This is a genomic window from Verrucosispora sp. WMMD703 (assembly GCF_049178935.1).
GTDB classification, from domain to species: Bacteria; Actinomycetota; Actinomycetes; order Mycobacteriales; family Micromonosporaceae; genus Micromonospora; species Micromonospora sediminimaris.
The window spans coordinates 6347075-6361830 of the sequence record NZ_JBMHMM010000004.1; the positions used below are offsets into that span (position 1 = coordinate 6347075).

Consider the following 14756-nt stretch of genomic DNA (forward strand, 5'->3'; position numbering starts at 1 on the left):
AGCGAAGCGGAGTCCCGCAGTCGCGAACGAAAGGAGGCACGGCAGATGATTCGCAAGCTGCTGGTCGCGAACCGGGGGGAGATCGCCCGCCGGGTCTTCGCCACCTGTCGGACCCTCGGGATCGAGACGGTCGCCGTGCACTCCGACGCGGACGTCGACGCGCCCTTCGTCACCGAGGCCGACCAGGCCGTCCGGCTGCCCGGAAACACCGCTGCCGAGACGTACCTGCGGATCGACCTGATCCTGGATGCGGCCCGCCGCTGCGGTGCGGACGCCGTCCATCCCGGCTACGGCTTCCTCGCCGAGAACGCCGAGTTCGCCACGGCGGTCACCGACGCCGGCCTGACCTGGGTCGGTCCGCCGGCCAAGGCGATCGCCGCGATGGGCGACAAGCTGGCCGCCAAGGCGCTGCTCGCCGAGGCCGACGTACCGATGCTGCCCACCTGGACCGACCCGGCGCAGGTGACGAGCTTCCCGGTGCTGGTGAAGGCGTCCGCCGGGGGCGGCGGGCGCGGCATGCGGGTGGTCCGGGACGCCGACGGGCTCGCCGCGGCCGTCGAAGGCGCGCGCCGCGAGGCGGCGGCGGCGTTCGGCGACGGCACGGTCTTCATCGAGCGGTACGTCGAGCGTGGCCGGCACGTCGAGGTGCAGATCTTCGGCGACAGCTTCGGCACTGTGGTGGCGCTGGGCGTGCGGGACTGCTCGATCCAGCGCCGGCACCAGAAAATCGTCGAAGAGGCGCCCGGCGTCCTTGGCGACGAGGCGCGGGAGCGGCTGCACGAGGCGGCGGTGGCCGCCGGACGGGCGGTCGACTACGTGGGCGCCGGCACTGTCGAGTTCCTGCTCGCGCCCAACGGGGAGATCCACTTCCTGGAGATGAACACCCGCCTCCAGGTCGAGCACCCGGTAACCGAGCTGACCACCGGACTGGACCTGGTTCGGCTGCAACTTCTGATCGCCGAGGGCGGGGCGCTGCCGCTGGCCGCGACACCGACGGCCACCGGACACGCGATCGAGGTACGCCTCTGCGCCGAGGAACCCGCGCACGGGTACCGACCGGCGACCGGCACCCTGCACCGGTTCGCCGTGCCCGGCGTGGCGGCCGAGTTCGGGGCCCTTGCCGTGCCCGGCCTGCGGCTGGACTCCGGCGTGGTTGACGGGTCGGCGGTGAGCATCCACTACGACTCGATGCTCGCCAAGGTGATCGCCTGGGCGCCAACCCGGGTGGAGGCGGCCCGTGCCCTGGCCGGCGCGCTGGCCAGGGCGGAGTTGCACGGCGTGGCCACCAACCGGGACCTGCTGGTCCACGTCCTGCGTAGCCCACAGTTCGCTGCCGTCGACATCGACACCGGTTTCCTGGACCGGCATCCGGAGGTCTTCGCCGCGCTGCTACCGGCCGAACAGCACCCCCTGGTCGCGTTGGCCGCTGCGCTGGCCTCGGCCGCCGCTCGCCGGGCTGCCGCGACGGTGCTGGCCGGGCTGCCCTCGGGATGGCGCAACGTGCCCGCCTTCCCGCAGGTCGCCCGCTTCGCTGCCGCTGACGGGGACGACATCGAGATCCGCTACCGGCTGGACCGCGCCGGCCGGCTCACCGAGTGGTCGGCGTCGCCGGCCAGCACCGGGACGGCGGACGGATACGGCGGCACGCCGGCCGTCTCCCTCGTCGAGGCGTACCCGGAACGGGTCGTGCTCGATGTCGACGGGGTGCGGCGGGTCTACCGGGTACACCGGGTGGGGTCGGAGGTCTTCGTGGACGGTCCGGACGGGGCGGCGGGCCTGACCGAGCTGCCGCGTTTTCCGCTGCCCACCGCGGAACTGGCCGCCGGGTCGTTGCTCGCGCCGCTGCCCGGCGCGGTGGCCCGGGTGCACGTCGAGGTCGGTCAGCGGGTCACCGCCGGTGACCTGCTGCTGACCCTGGAAGCGATGAAGCTGGAACACCCCGTGCTCGCCCCCACCGATGGTCTGGTCACCGAACTGCCGGTACCGGCCGGCGGTCAGGTGGACACCGACGCCGTGCTGGCCGTGGTCACCCCCGATGAGGAGTCGCCGTCATGAACTTCGACCTCACCCCCGAGCAGGACCAGCTCCGCGACGCCGTGCGGGCGCTGGGCAGGCGGTACGGGCACCGGTACTTCGTGGCGAAGGCGAAGGCCGGCGAGCACACCACCGAGCTGTGGCAGGAGGCCGGCGAGCTCGGCTACCTCGGCGTCAACATCCCCACCGAGTACGGCGGCGGGGGCGGCGGCATCACCGAACTGGCCATCGTCTGCGAGGAACTGGCCGCCAGCGGCTGCCCGCTGCTGCTGCTCGTGGTCTCCCCCGCCATCGCGGCCACCGTCATCAACCGACACGGCACCGAGGAGCAGCGCAAACGCCATCTGCCGGGCCTGGCCGACGGCTCCCAGAAGATCGTCTTTGCGATCACCGAGCCGGACGCCGGCTCGAACTTCCACCGCCTTTCCACGGTGGCTCGCCGTGACGGTGACGACTGGGTGCTGTCCGGCCGCAAGTGCTACATCTCCGGCGTCGACGAGGCTCAGTTCGTCCTGGTGGTGGCCCGCGTCGCCGTCGATGACGGCAGTGCCGGCGCTGGGGAGGCGGCTCCGCAGAAACTCAAGCCGGCGCTGTTCATCGTGCCGACCGACGCGGCCGGGCTGACCTGGTCCAAGCTGGACATGGAGATCGTGTCCCCGGAGAACCAGTTCCTGCTCTACCTGGACGACGTGCGGCTGCCCGCTGCGGCACTGGTCGGCGAGTCGCTGGACGCTGGGCTACCGGCACTGTTCGCCGGGCTCAACCCGGAGCGCATCACGGTCGCCGCGATGGGTGCCGGCACCGGCCGGTACGCCATCGAACGCGCCTCCGAGTACACCGCGACCCGTTCGGTGTGGGGCGGCCGGACGATCGGCTCCCACCAGGGGGTCGCACACCCCCTCGCGCATGCGGCGGTGCAGGTGGAGCTGGCCCGGCTGATGATCCAGAAAGCGGCGGCGCTCTACGACGCCGGCCGCGACCTGGAGGCCGGGGTCTCCGCCAACATGGCCAAGTACGCGGCCGGCGACGCCGCCGCGCTGGCGGTGGACACCGCCGTGCAGGCGCTCGGCGGCGCCGGCATGACCACCGAGTACGGCGTGGCGACGCTGCTCGGCGCGGTACGGGCCGGCCGGATCGCTCCGGTCAGCCGGGAGATGATCCTCAACTTCGTCGCCCAACACATCCTCGGCCAGGACAAGTCGTACTGAGTCCCGTGACGTGGTCGTCGCGAGTTGCGGCATGTCGCGGGATTAGTCGGGTGGGAAGGCGCAACATGCCGCAGCCCGCGGCGGAGGCGTCCGTTTTCCCCGTCGCCGTGTCCGGCTCCGACGCGCATACTCACCGTCGTGAACGACACCGGAGCGGCCGGTCAGGCCCTGGACGACGCGATCGAGAACGTGTACGCCCTCTTCGCCCGCCATCAGCTGCCGGCAGACCTGACGGCCTGCGACCACTGTGTGAGCCCGGAGGAAGTAGATCTCTTCCGGCGTACGCCGCTGCGCCAGCTCACCCCGGATCAGCTCGGTGTCTACCTGCTCAACCCCGGCACCTTCGGTGACGACACGGAATTCCCGCACCTGCTGCCCCGGCTGCTGGAACTGTACGCCCGCGACCAGATGGACGGCTGGAGCAGGCCGGACGCGGTGACGAGACGGATCTCCTCGCAGTGGCGCGACTGGTCGACAGCCGAGCGGGCCGCCGTGACGCGCCTGTTGGCGACATGGTGGCGGCACATGCTGCACACCTTCGCTGGGTCGAACGAGGCTTGGTATCTGCTGGACGCCGCCCTGGAGTGCGGTGTCGACCTCACCTCCTACCTCGCCGCCTTCACCGAGATCGGCGAGGTCGCCGCGGCCCGCCACCTGGCCGACGTCATCGACTGGTGCGTCTTCTCGACCGTCCCGGACGACGACCGTTCGACCTTTCAGCGCTGGCTGGCCGGGGACGAGCCACTGGCCCTTCTCGACGCCGTCGCGACGCATGTCGCCGACCCGGCGGCCGCCAGGGAGATCAGCAGGGGACGAGAGCAGGCCGAGGCGCTCCGCGGCTGGCTGCGCGAGAAGGGCCTACGTCCGGACTGATCCGGGCATCGCCGCAGTCGCCGACTGCTCGGCGAGCCGAACCGGATCGGGCCGGGGTCAACTATCGGCAGGCGGCGTCTACCCGGTGGACCGGGCGTACCCGGCGGCCCAGCCCTTCCAGCAGGGAGTCCTCGACGTGGAAGTCGTGGATGCGCAGCCGGTACCGGGGCAGTTCCTCCTCCGAGGGGCAGAGCACCTGACCGCGTACCTGGTCGACCGGCACGTAGCGCACCCCACCGCGTTCCTGAAGGATCACCATGTTGACGTCGTCGGTGGTCACCACGTGCCCACGGATCTCCTCGGTGGCCTCGGCGGAGGTCACGCCGGGTTCACCCACAGTGGTCACGGTCAGCGGCAGCACCGGCGTGCTGATCACCGGCAGCGCCGCCCAGACCAGCACCACCAGCACGGCGAGCTGGGTCACCGGGGCGAGTGGCTGGATGACCACCCGGGGCAGCGGGCCGGCGACGAAGAGAGCCAGCAGCGGAGGTACGACCAGCAGCACGATCGGCAGCAGCTCGCCCTGCCGCCCGGCGTCGCGCAGCGTCGGTACGAGCAGCCAGAGGTAGCCGGCGTACGCCGCGACGACGATCAGGACGCGGAGGGCGGGACGCTCGTGCAGGCGTTCCGGCCGGAGCTGGAAGGCCGCCGCGACGGTGGGCAGCAGCAGCGGGAGATACAGCAGCGGCCAGGTCACCAGGGCCATCAGGAAGCTCGCCGCGACGAACCAGCCCGGCGTGATCTCCATCCACCGGGCAAAGAGCGGTCGGCGGGTCAGCCGGTGCCCGCTGGCGGCGAGTACCCCGCCGAGCGCGAACACCGCGACCAGCACGGTGGAGAGCAGGCGGGCCGCCGTGGTGAGGAAGCCGGCGAGCAGGTTCACCGGTCCCACGTTGGCCACCAGCAGCAGCGTGGTCTGCAACTCACCGCCGGCCTCGATACCGAGCCGCAGCACCGAGAAGATCGCCGGTACGCCAACCACGGCCGTCCAGAACGACTGGCTGGCTCGCGCCCGGCGCTCGGCCGGATCCCAGCCGCCGGGAGTTCCCGTCCGGGCCGTACCCGGGGGTGGCTCGACCCGCTCCGCATTGCTCGGCGGCGCCGAAGGCGGCGGGGCGGTCGGCTGCACGGGGGCTCGTAGCACGGGTGGCGGTGGTCTGCCAGCGCCCGGTTCGTCGGAGGCGGTGGCGGGTGCCGCACTCATCGTTGTGGTGCCTTGTCGTCGAAGTCCACAAGTCTCGGCACGTCGAGCGGTTGCGGCTGCCGCTTCTCGCCCCGCAGCCACGGCCCCAACGTGCGGTTGTACGCGGTCAGCCACGGGCTGGCTTCTCCGCTGCGCCCCTGCTGGTAGCTCTTGTCGAGGAAGTAGGCGACCAGGTCGCGCAGGGCCGGGTCCCCGATCGGCACGCCGACGCCGAGCAGTTCGCTGGTGCCGAAGGGCATGTCGACGATCTCGAACTCGGTCGGGTAGCGGGCCAGGAAGCCGGCGAGGATCGTCTCGTCGGAGCTGACCGCGTCGTACTTGCCGGCCCGGATGCCCTTGACGCAGTCCCAGACGTCCTTGACCACGAGCGTGCGGACCTGGTTCTTCTCAAGTTCCGCCTCGGTGGTGGAACCGCCGCTGGTGCAGATCCGGTACTTCGGGTTCCGCAGGTCCTCGATGGTGCGGATGGTGTCCTTGTGCCTGGTCGGCACCAGCACCTCCTGGGTGGTCACGAAGTACGGACCGGCGAAGCTGACGAGCTTCTTGCGGTCTTCCGTGATCGAGAAGCTGGAGACCACCAGGTCCACCACGCCGCCCTGGAGGGCCGGAATACGGTCCTCAGTGGACACCGCCACGAATTCCAGCCGGTGCTCCCCCTCGTAGCCGAGGGAAGCGGCGATGTACCGGGCGATCTCGACGTCGAACCCGATGTGGTTCCCGTCGCGTATCTCGCCCATCAGCGGTTCGTCGTCGGCCACCCCGATCCGCAGGACGGGCTGGCCCCAGATGTGTGACTCGCGCAGCTTCTCCTGCACGGACGGCAGTTCCGGCTCCTTCTGGCTGTCGCAGCCGGCTGCCGCGCCGAGCAGCAGCGTCAGGGCGACCGCCGCAGTGGTCGCCGCCGCACGCCACCGGGAACTGGAGAGGCTTACCGCCATGGCCACCTCGCTACGTTTCGAGTTTCGGGTTGCACCGAAAGTAGTCGTCCGTGTCGAGTTACCACCATCCGGTGGTCGGTTCCGGCGTGGGTCACCGGCCGGAGAGTTTGATGAGTGACAGCAGGTGGGCGACCAACGTGATGGGAACGCCGAAGGCGGGGACGAGGCTCATCGGCAGGGTGGACATGAGTCCGGTGTCGACGTCGGTGAGCAGGAGGCCGGCCGGGCTGGCCGAGTAGAGGACGCCGAGGGTGACGGCGAGGATGAGATCGGCGATGCCCAGGGCTGTCCAGGCGACGAAGATCCGGTTGGCGCGGTCGACCACGAAGGCCGCCACCAGTGGCGCGGTCAACCCGATGGCCACGTCGCCAATCCCGGCCGGCAGCGCGAAGCCGGCCGGCAACGCGTCGACGGCGACGAGCGCCAGGAACGCCAGTCCCGCGACCCGCCAGGTCTGCAACAGGGTGAGGAACCGCAGGTCGAGGCGGCGAGCCCAGGCACGGAACCGTGACGAGCGTACGGCTAGGACGAGCACCGTGAGTGGCGGTACGCCGGCGGCGAGCGCGAGAGCCACTGGCGGATCGCCCGGTGGCGTGCGGAACGCGCCCAGGGCGCTGGCCGCGAGCGTGGCGCAGAACCAGCCGACAGCGACGAGCGCGGGCAGGGTCAACACCGAAGCATGGGTACGCACGGGCACGGTCACGAGCCCTCCAGAGTCGCTTGTGTTTTGCAAGTGACTCTATTGGGGTAGCTTGTGTATCGCAAGTGACTCGGAGGTGCGGATGTCTTCAGCCCGGAACGTGGCCCCCCGCTCGGACTGCGCCATCGCCGGCACGTTGGATCTCGTCGGTGACAGATGGTCCCTGCTCATCGTGCGTGACCTGCTGTTCCGCGGCAATCTCCGATTCGCGGACCTGGCGGCCTCAACCGAGGCGATGCCGACCAACACGCTCACCGACCGGCTACGTCGGCTGGAGGAGTGCGGGATCCTGGTGCGCCACCCCTACAGCGAGCGGCCCCGGCGGTACGAATACCAGCTGACCGAACGCGGCCGGGACCTCGCGCCGGTGCTGGACAGCCTCGCCACCTGGGGCATCACCCACCTGCCCGGCACCCGACGTCTCGGGGCCGGCTGACGCCGCCGTCACGGCCGCGCACAACCGGCGGTAGCCGCTTGGGTTCAGCGCGCGCCGGCGCACCCTGAGCGGCCAGGTCGCTCTTGGCGGTCTCCGCGCGCTGGGCCACCTCGGTCTCCGGCAGCTCCTCGAACGGCTGGATGTCGCCGTGGCAGACCTTGCCCCCTTTCGGCAAGCTGTTGTTCGTCAGCTGTTCCGCCTGGTGAAGCTGGCTGCTGTTGACAGATCGGCAATCTCCGACATTCTGGACGGGTGAGACGGTTCCCAGGATCCGACGCACGGACCGTGGCAGTGGCTGCGGCCCTGGCAGCGTTCTGGCTGCTCGCGGCGCTGGTGGTGGGGCGCCGGCAGGATCTGCTCGGGGTGGCGGGGGCGCTGCTCTGCGTTCTGCTCGCCACCGTCGCGGGGGTGGCCGTCACCGCTGCCCGGCAGCGTGACGCGGATGTTCGACCGGATAGCGGGCAGCCGTCCGGAGGGCCGGGTATCGAGCCGTTCGGCATTGATGCCGACACACTGGAGAGCCTGGGCGATCGGGAGGCGGTCCGTGCGCTGCGGGACCGGCATCGACGCGACCGGCGGGGACGCTGACGCCCGCGACCCTCCCGGGAGGTCAGCCGCTGGTGAGCGTGGGCGAGGCAAGGCCGTTGAGACCCCGACCGGCCAGGCATCGATAGGTGAGGTCAGTGTCCGCGTCAGCCGGCGGTAACACCTCAAGATTCCATCCCGCCGCCTGACGCATCCCGCTGACCAGACGGAACGTCTCCTCGTTGCAGACCTGGCGTACTCGGGGATCCGCGACGATCTCGTCGTGGCCGGCATCGGCCAGGGCGGCCGGCAACTTCCCCTGGGCGTAGCTCTCCCAGGTGTGCCGGGCGTCGCACGGCACTCGGCTGGCTTCGGCCTGCTGGCCACGCACCTGCACCGGCCCGAAGCACTCCAACTCCGCAGCGCACTGGGCACCCGTGGGAAGCGCCTCCTGATGAGTGGCGCAACCCGGGCGGAGCAGACCGGTGGCCGCCGGGCGGGCCGGCATGCTCGGCTGTGGCGACGGTCCACCACCGGCGGCCCAGGCGCCGACACCTGCCGAAGCCGCGAGGGCCACCACCCCTGCGGCCCCGAGGAACCAGCGGCGGCGACGGCTGCGCTCGGTGGAGCCCTCCCTGGCCGGCGGGGCGGCACGGCCGGCATCGTGGATGTTGGCGGCAACGCCGCTGGTCGGTGCCGCTGGAGGGGTCGACCCCCCGCTCGGTGCGGCCGAGCCGTCCAACGTCAGATTGGTGAGCATGTCGCGCAGTTCCGCGGCGGACGGCCGGTCACCGGGATCGTTGGCCATGCCGGCACGCAGCACGTCGACCAGGTCCTCCGGGATGCCGGGCAGGCTGGGAACCGGCTGGTGGAACATCTCCAACACGGTGACCAGGCTCGGGTTGCGCTCGCTCTGCCAGCGTGGGGGCCGGCCGTGCATGACCGCGTAGAGGGTGGCGCAGAGCGCGTACACGTCGACGGCCGGCGAGGGCGGACTGTGACTGAACATCTCGGGCGGCGCGTACGCCGGGGTGAGCACTTCCAGCGCGACGGAGGCGTCCCGCATCTCGGCGACCACGGCGAGCCCGAAGTCGGCAAGCACCGCCGGGTTGAAGTGCGAGTGGAGGATGTTGGCGGGCTTGACGTCGCGGTGCAGCACGCCGGCGGCGTGTGAGTGGGCGATGGCGTCCGCGATCTTGACACCGAGATCCCGGGCCTCGACCGCGCCCAGCGGCGAGTTGCGCATCCGCTCGGCGTACGAGCCGTCGCAGAGTTCCATGATCAGGTAAGGGTGCTGGTCGATGGTGACCCCGACATCGAACAGGTCGACCACGTGCGGGTGGGACGACATCCGACCGGCGGCACGCGCCTCGCGCAGAAAACGGGCCTGATCCCGGTCGCTGGCCAGGGTCCGGTTCTCCACCTTGACGGCGACCTCGCGGCCCACCGAGATCTGCGTCGCGCGGTAGACCGTGGCGTAACCACCCCGGGCAAACACCTGCAAATTAGTCAGACCGGGCACGATGGGCGTCGGCAGGGCGCCGGGCGGGGTGTCGGTCACAGTCTCGAAAATACCGAACTCTGCCGGCCGCTCAGTGAACCGCATCGGTGGCCGGCCCCACACCCGATGTCCCGGCACCACGCCGGTCGTCGTCCTGCTCCCATTCGTCGGCAGTCGATCCGCTCCCAGCCGCCGGGGCGACCGCCCCGGACCGAGCAGCCGTGCCAGCGGACCGGCGCGCGTCCCACCAGAGCCCGGCGGCAGTCGCCACCGCGCCCAGGCCCTCCCAGGCCGCCACCCCGAAGAACCGCCCCGGTGCGATGTCAGCAAGCACCGCGAGGGTGAAGACCGTGAACGTGACCAGCCGGAACACGACCGTGAAGCGGTAGAAGGCGCGCCACTCGGTGGCTGCGGCGAGCAGGTAGTAGACCCCCATGTTGAACGAGGCCATCGAGGAGGCCGTCACGAAGACACCCGTGTAGTCACCCGGTGCCCGGCTCTGCGGGATCTCGAAGCCGAGCACCCGCAAAAGCGCCTCCGGCCAGAGCAGGCCGACCGCCCCCATCACCAGCGCGAGCACGCCGAACACCGCGATCGTCCACCCCGCGACCGAACGCGGCAGCCTCATCTTCGCCCCCCTCGACGGCGCGACCGCCGACATCGACGGTCGCGTGCACCCGCCACGCTAGCGGCCGGCCCCGACCGGCCACATCCCCGAAACCGCCAGATCCGTACCGGCCATCGATCGACCGGGCGTACCAGGTCGAGAGCCCGACCCCGCCGGGTGACGTTTCCGGGACATCGCGCCGAAGCGCGGTCACCGCCGATGCCGCCGGGTGCGGTCAGCCGGGGGTTCGCAGGCGGTTCAGCAGCGCCTCCGCAGCGGCCCGCTCACTGCGCTGCTCGGTGGCGTACGCCAGCCGGACCGCGTCCTCGGCGCTGGCCTTCGCCTCCGCCGGCCGCCCGCACGCGGCCAGCGCCTCGGCCAGGACGCTCGCCGCGACCACCTGGCTGCGGACATCCTCGGCCTGCACCCGCACCGCGCGGTGGGCCCAGTCCAACGCCTGTTCGCGCTGGCCGTGGGCGAGCAGGGCCGAGGCGTACCGCGCCATCGACTGCCGGCGGGAGAAGAGCAGGGACGGGGTGGTGGCCGCCATCGTGGCGACCGGAGCGAGCAGGCCGACCGCAGTGCCCGAGTCGCCGGCCGCCAACCGGGCGGTGGCCAGCAGCACCCGGGGAGCGACCTGGGCCGGTGCCTGCGGATTGTGTGGTTCCACAGTGGTGAGCACCGCGCGGGCGTGCCGCTCGGCGCCGGCCACGTCACCCATTTCCAGCGCGACGAAGCCGCGCAGCGTACCGGCCATCCCGGTGAGCAGCGGGTGACCGGTCCGGTGGCCGTACGCGAGCGCGTCGGTGAGCAGGTCCGCGGCGTGCTCCGGCTCGCCCAGCCCTCGGGCGACCACGCCCCGGACCACGAGCGCGAAGCCCTGCCCCCAGTCGTCCGAGGCGGCGGCGAAATCCCGGTACGCCCGCCGGGCTTCCCGGTCGGCGTCGACCAGCTCACCCAGCTCGGCGTTGGCGTACGCGTCGACCGCCCGGAGGGTGCCCACCGCCCACGCCTCGCCGACCCGTTCACCGAACGGCAGGAACACCCGGGCCAGCCGGCGCGCTTCCCGCAGCCGACCAGCGAGCAGCCGGGCGAAGGCGGTGGTGCCGCGCAACCACGCCCGTCCGTACGGGTCCTTGAGCTCGGCGAAGAGCCGGGCGGCCCGGCCGAGGACCGCGTCCGTGCCGGCGAAGTCGCCCCGGGTGGTGGTCACCCAGGCGAGGTTCTGCAACGACCACGCCTGTCCCCGGCGGTCCCCCGCGCCCAGACTCACCTGGTACGCCGCCGCCAGCCGGCTGCTGGCCTGGCCCAGCCGGCCGACCAGGAAGTCGGTCATGCCCAGCCGGCGCATCGCCGAGGCACGCAGGGCGGGCAGGTCCGCGTCCCCGGCCACCTGAAGCGCCTCCTGCCAGCAGGACTCGGCCCGCCGTAGATCACCCATCACCTGCTGGGCCTGCCCGGCGAGCAGCAGGGCACTGGCCCGGGTCGCCGGATCTCCCACGTTCGCGGCGATCTTCTCGGCCGAGGCCAGCGCGTCGGTGGCCCGACCCACCTGGAGCAGTGCCCGGGCGTGCGCCACCCGGTCGACGGCGGGGATTCCGTCGCGGGCCAGTTCGGTGGCGCGTTCGGCGTACTCGACGGCCAGTGCCGGCTCCCCCGCGTGCAGGGCCCGGCGGGTGGCCCGGCCGAGCGCCGCCACGCCCAGCGGCGCGACCGCCCGGGCCGGCGCGTCCGGACGTAGGGTGACCGCGTCGGCCAGCGCGGTGGCCCGCTCGACGTGCTCGGCCACGAAGTCGTCCCGGGACGCCTCAGGGAAGCCGCCCGGGCCGGTTCCGGTGCCGCTCGGGCTGGCGACCTCGGTCACCGGAGCCGCCCAGCGGGCCAACGCGGCGTGCCGTTCCGCCAGCTCCGCCTTGCTGATTCCGGAGTACGCGGCCTCCCGCATCAGCGGGGTGGCGAAGGCGTACCCGCTCCGGGTGCGGTGCAGCATCCGGCGTTGCAGCAACTCCTCCACGGCCCGTTCCAGCTCGACGGCGGCGACGGCGGCCGGACGGCCGTCACTGGCGGTGCGCCGCTCCCGCAGCGCCTCCAGCGCACCGTCGGGCACGGTGTCGCCGACCACCGCGGCGTCCCGCAGCACCGAGCGGGCCTCCGCCGGCAGGGCGTCGATCCGGGCGGCGAGCACCGCCGCGAGGTCGCGGGAGAGCAGTCGGCTGCCCAGTGAGCCCGGTGCCAGCCGCCAGGTGTTGCGTGCCCCGGCGGTGAGCGCCCCGCGTTCCATCAGCAGGGTGACCAGCTCCGCCAGGTAGAAGGGGTTGCCCTGGGCGGTGGCGAGCAACCGGTCGGCGTCGGGTTGGGGCAGCCGTCCACCGCCGAGGTAGCTGGTCAGCAACCGGGCCGCGTCGGCGCCTCGCAGCGGCGGCAGCGGCTGCACCTCGGCGTCGGACACCCGGGCCAGGGTGCCAGCGGTACGGACCAGTTCGGGTCGACCGAGCAGCAGCACCAGCACCGGACCGGCGAGCCGGGACAGCGTGACCTCCAACGCGCCGATGGTCTCCGCGGTGGCATCGTGCAGATCGTCCACGATCACCATCAGCGGTGCCTCCTCAGCGAGCGCACTGAGCAGGTCGGCCACCGCGTTGGGCACCGCGTCGACGTCGGCGGGCGCCTGGGCGGTGCTCCACTCGCCCTGGTCCGTCGGGCCGCCCGCGGGGAGTTCCGCGTACCCGAGCAGAGCCAGCAGCTGATCGGTGGCGACCGGGGCCGGCTCCGTCCGGGTACGGCTGAGCCGTTGCCCGAGCCGGCGCAGCCGTTCCTCCACCGCGGCCCGGGTGACCGCGGTCGCGGTGTCGTTCGGCAACCCCGTCGCGGCGCGTACCAGGTCGGCGAGGGGCGCCAGCCGGCGACGCTCGCCGAACGCGGCACAGCGCACCGAGAGAACCCGGGCACCGGTATGCGCGGCGTACCGGCCGGCACCTACGTCGTAGCCGGCGGCGAGGCGTTCCACCTCGGCGGCGAACCGGGACTTGCCGATGCCCGCCTCGGCCGTCATCAGCAGCACCCGGGGCTCGGTACGGTCGATCACCTCGGCGAGTCGGCCGGCCACCCGACCGATCTCGGTCTCCCGGCCAACGAACGGCGCTTCGTCGCCCAGACCCGAGCGGGTACCGGGTGCGTCCAGCAGGCCGAGCAGCTCGTACGCCTCGACCGGCTCCCGCTTGCCCTTGAGCCGCAGCGGTCGCAACGCCCGCCAGCTCGCGACGTGCCGGGTCGCCGCGGCGGTACGCCCACCGGCGTAGACCGCACCGACGGCGGCGGCGTCGGCCAGCCGGGCTGCGGTGTTCACCGTGTCGCCGATGACGGTGTACTCGATGGCGGCCTGGATGCCGGCGATCACGTCACCCGTGTTGAGCCCGACCCGTAGTCCCAGCGGCGCGCCACCGCCCCGCTCGTCGTCGAGCACCCGGCGCACCGCACGCTGCATCGACAACGCGGCGCGTACCGCCCGCTCGGCGTCGTCCTCGTGCGCCACGGGGGCACCGAAGACCGCCATGATCCCGTCACCGGTCAGCTTGTCGACATGCCCGCCGAAGGTCTTGACCGCCCCGGCCAGCGCGGCCAGCACCCGGTCGGTGACCGCGCCGACGCGTTCCGGGTCGAGATCCTCCGACCAGGAGGTGAAGTCGGACAGGTCGCCGAAGAGCACGGTCACCACCCGGCGCTCGGCGGCGGGCAGGGTCGCGGCGGCCGGCAGCGCGGCGCCGCAGTTGTGGCAGAACCGGGCGCCGGGCACGGCGACGGTTCCGCACACCGGGCAGGTCACGCTGGATCCAACCTCGCGTCGCCGCCGTCGGATTCCCGGCCGAGGTATTCGAGTTGGGCGCGCACCGACCATTCCGCCGCCCACCACAGCGACCGGTCGACGTCGGCGTAGACCGCGGCGACCACTTCGGCCGCGGTCCGCGCCCCCGCGTCCAGCGCCGCCCGGACCTGGTCCAGGCGGGCGCGGCGGTGGGCGAGATAGAAGTCGGCGGCGGCGCCGCAGTCGGCCAGCGCCGGGCCGTGCCCGGGCAACGCCGGTACGTCCCGGTACGTCGAGAGCAGCTCCAGACTCGCCAGGTAGTCACCGAGGTGCCCGTCCGGGTGCGCCACGACCGTGGTGCCCCGGCCGAGGATCGTGTCACCGGTGAGCACCACCCGCTGACCGTCCCGCTCGGCCAGGAAGCAGACCGAGTCGGCGGTGTGGCCGGGGGTGGCGAGCAGGCGGATCTCCAGGCCGAAGCCGCTCAGGTCCTGCCCCGGCCCGGTCAGCGGCTCACCACCGACGGTATGCGCCGGGTCGACGGCGAGGACGGCGGCTCCGTCGAGCAGGTCGTGCAGGCGCGCCGAGCCCTCGGTGTGGTCCGGATGGCCGTGGGTGATCAGCACCAGCCCGATCGGCCCCTGCGCGACGATCGCCGCGAGGTGCGCCTCGTCCGCCGGGCCCGGGTCGACGACCACGGCCGGCTCGCCCGGCCGGGCCCGCAGCAGCCAGGTGTTGGTGCCGTCCAGCGTCATCGGCCCCGGGTTGGGTGCCCGCAGCAGCGCCGCCCAGTCCGGCAGTTCGCTGGCGAGGGCGGTCACCGCCCCCGTCACATGCCCTCCCATGGCTGCGATCGTACGACCCCACGAACGCAGCCCCGCGATCTTGCAGTTCCGGTCCCCGATTCGTCCTCGTTAGAGTTCTTCGT

The 14756-nt window shown here is 72.4% G+C and carries 12 protein-coding genes; 5 read left to right on the forward strand and 7 right to left on the reverse strand.

Annotated elements, in window-relative coordinates; all coding sequences use genetic code 11:
- Positions 1-45: 45 nt before the first annotated feature.
- The 3 genes from ACN26Z_RS29500 to ACN26Z_RS29510 all read left to right on the forward strand — a co-directional run bounded on the left by ACN26Z_RS29500 (position 46) and on the right by ACN26Z_RS29510 (position 4115).
- Positions 46-2055, forward strand: coding sequence for a biotin carboxylase N-terminal domain-containing protein (locus ACN26Z_RS29500; protein ID WP_421464421.1), 2010 nt, complete (start codon positions 46-48; stop codon positions 2053-2055).
- Positions 2052-3242 carry an acyl-CoA dehydrogenase family protein gene (locus ACN26Z_RS29505; RefSeq protein WP_421464423.1) on the forward strand — a complete coding sequence of 397 codons (1191 nt, stop codon included), beginning with the start codon at positions 2052-2054 and terminating at the stop codon, positions 3240-3242. Before ACN26Z_RS29500 ends, ACN26Z_RS29505 begins: the two co-directional genes overlap by 4 nt.
- A 138-nt stretch (positions 3243-3380) precedes the next feature.
- Positions 3381-4115 carry a hypothetical protein gene (locus ACN26Z_RS29510; protein ID WP_282236572.1) on the forward strand — a complete coding sequence of 245 codons (735 nt, stop codon included), beginning with the start codon at positions 3381-3383 and terminating at the stop codon, positions 4113-4115.
- A 61-nt stretch (positions 4116-4176) separates the two neighbouring features.
- Here ACN26Z_RS29510 and ACN26Z_RS29515 read toward each other — a convergent pair whose 3' ends face one another.
- The 3 genes from ACN26Z_RS29515 to ACN26Z_RS29525 all read right to left on the reverse strand — a co-directional run bounded on the left by ACN26Z_RS29515 (position 4177) and on the right by ACN26Z_RS29525 (position 6960).
- Entirely contained in the window at positions 4177-5244 is a 1068-nt protein-coding gene (locus tag ACN26Z_RS29515) for a hypothetical protein (RefSeq protein WP_421464425.1), read from the reverse strand.
- A 71-nt stretch (positions 5245-5315) separates the two neighbouring features.
- Positions 5316-6257, reverse strand: a complete 942-nt coding sequence (locus ACN26Z_RS29520; protein WP_421464427.1) for a transporter substrate-binding domain-containing protein — start codon at positions 6255-6257, stop codon at positions 5316-5318.
- Between the two features lie 91 nt (positions 6258-6348).
- Complete coding sequence (locus tag ACN26Z_RS29525; RefSeq protein WP_421464429.1) at positions 6349-6960, reverse strand: hypothetical protein; 612 nt, start codon at positions 6958-6960, stop codon at positions 6349-6351.
- Positions 6961-7039: 79 nt separating this feature from the next.
- On the opposite strand from ACN26Z_RS29525, the gene ACN26Z_RS29530 reads away from it, so the two are divergent.
- On the forward strand, positions 7040-7393 hold the full coding sequence (locus ACN26Z_RS29530) for a winged helix-turn-helix transcriptional regulator (RefSeq protein WP_282236569.1): 354 nt from the start codon (positions 7040-7042) through the stop codon (positions 7391-7393).
- 291 nt (positions 7394-7684) lie between these two features.
- On the forward strand, positions 7685-7981 hold the full coding sequence (locus ACN26Z_RS29535) for a hypothetical protein (protein ID WP_282236568.1): 297 nt from the start codon (positions 7685-7687) through the stop codon (positions 7979-7981).
- Positions 7982-8003: 22 nt separating this feature from the next.
- On the opposite strand, the gene ACN26Z_RS29540 is transcribed toward ACN26Z_RS29535, so the two are convergent.
- The 4 genes from ACN26Z_RS29540 to ACN26Z_RS29555 form a co-directional block, all read right to left on the reverse strand.
- Positions 8004-9479 (reverse strand): serine/threonine-protein kinase, encoded by a 1476-nt coding sequence (locus ACN26Z_RS29540; protein WP_282236567.1) that lies wholly within the window; start codon positions 9477-9479, stop codon positions 8004-8006.
- Between the two features lie 31 nt (positions 9480-9510).
- Positions 9511-10047: a hypothetical protein gene (locus ACN26Z_RS29545; RefSeq protein WP_421464432.1), complete on the reverse strand. Its 537-nt coding sequence runs from the start codon at positions 10045-10047 to the stop codon at positions 9511-9513.
- A 214-nt stretch (positions 10048-10261) separates the two neighbouring features.
- Positions 10262-13849: an adenylate/guanylate cyclase domain-containing protein gene (locus tag ACN26Z_RS29550; protein ID WP_421464434.1), complete on the reverse strand. Its 3588-nt coding sequence runs from the start codon at positions 13847-13849 to the stop codon at positions 10262-10264.
- Positions 13846-14673 carry an MBL fold metallo-hydrolase gene (locus ACN26Z_RS29555; protein ID WP_421464436.1) on the reverse strand — a complete coding sequence of 276 codons (828 nt, stop codon included), beginning with the start codon at positions 14671-14673 and terminating at the stop codon, positions 13846-13848. The genes ACN26Z_RS29550 and ACN26Z_RS29555 overlap by 4 nt, the downstream gene beginning before the upstream one ends.
- Positions 14674-14756: the final 83 nt, after the last annotated feature.

Excerpts from the sequence above, each read along its gene's own strand:
- ACN26Z_RS29500 (WP_421464421.1), top strand. The coding sequence starts at position 46 with ATGATTCGCAAGCTGCTGGTCGCGAACCGGGGGGAGATCGCCCGCCGG.
- ACN26Z_RS29505 (WP_421464423.1), top strand. The coding sequence starts at position 2,052 with ATGAACTTCGACCTCACCCCCGAGCAGGACCAGCTCCGCGACGCCGTG.
- ACN26Z_RS29520 (WP_421464427.1), bottom strand. The coding sequence starts at position 6,257 with ATGGCGGTAAGCCTCTCCAGTTCCCGGTGGCGTGCGGCGGCGACCACT.
- ACN26Z_RS29530 (WP_282236569.1), top strand. The coding sequence starts at position 7,040 with ATGTCTTCAGCCCGGAACGTGGCCCCCCGCTCGGACTGCGCCATCGCC.
- ACN26Z_RS29545 (WP_421464432.1), bottom strand. The coding sequence starts at position 10,047 with ATGAGGCTGCCGCGTTCGGTCGCGGGGTGGACGATCGCGGTGTTCGGC.
- ACN26Z_RS29555 (WP_421464436.1), bottom strand. The coding sequence starts at position 14,673 with ATGGGAGGGCATGTGACGGGGGCGGTGACCGCCCTCGCCAGCGAACTG.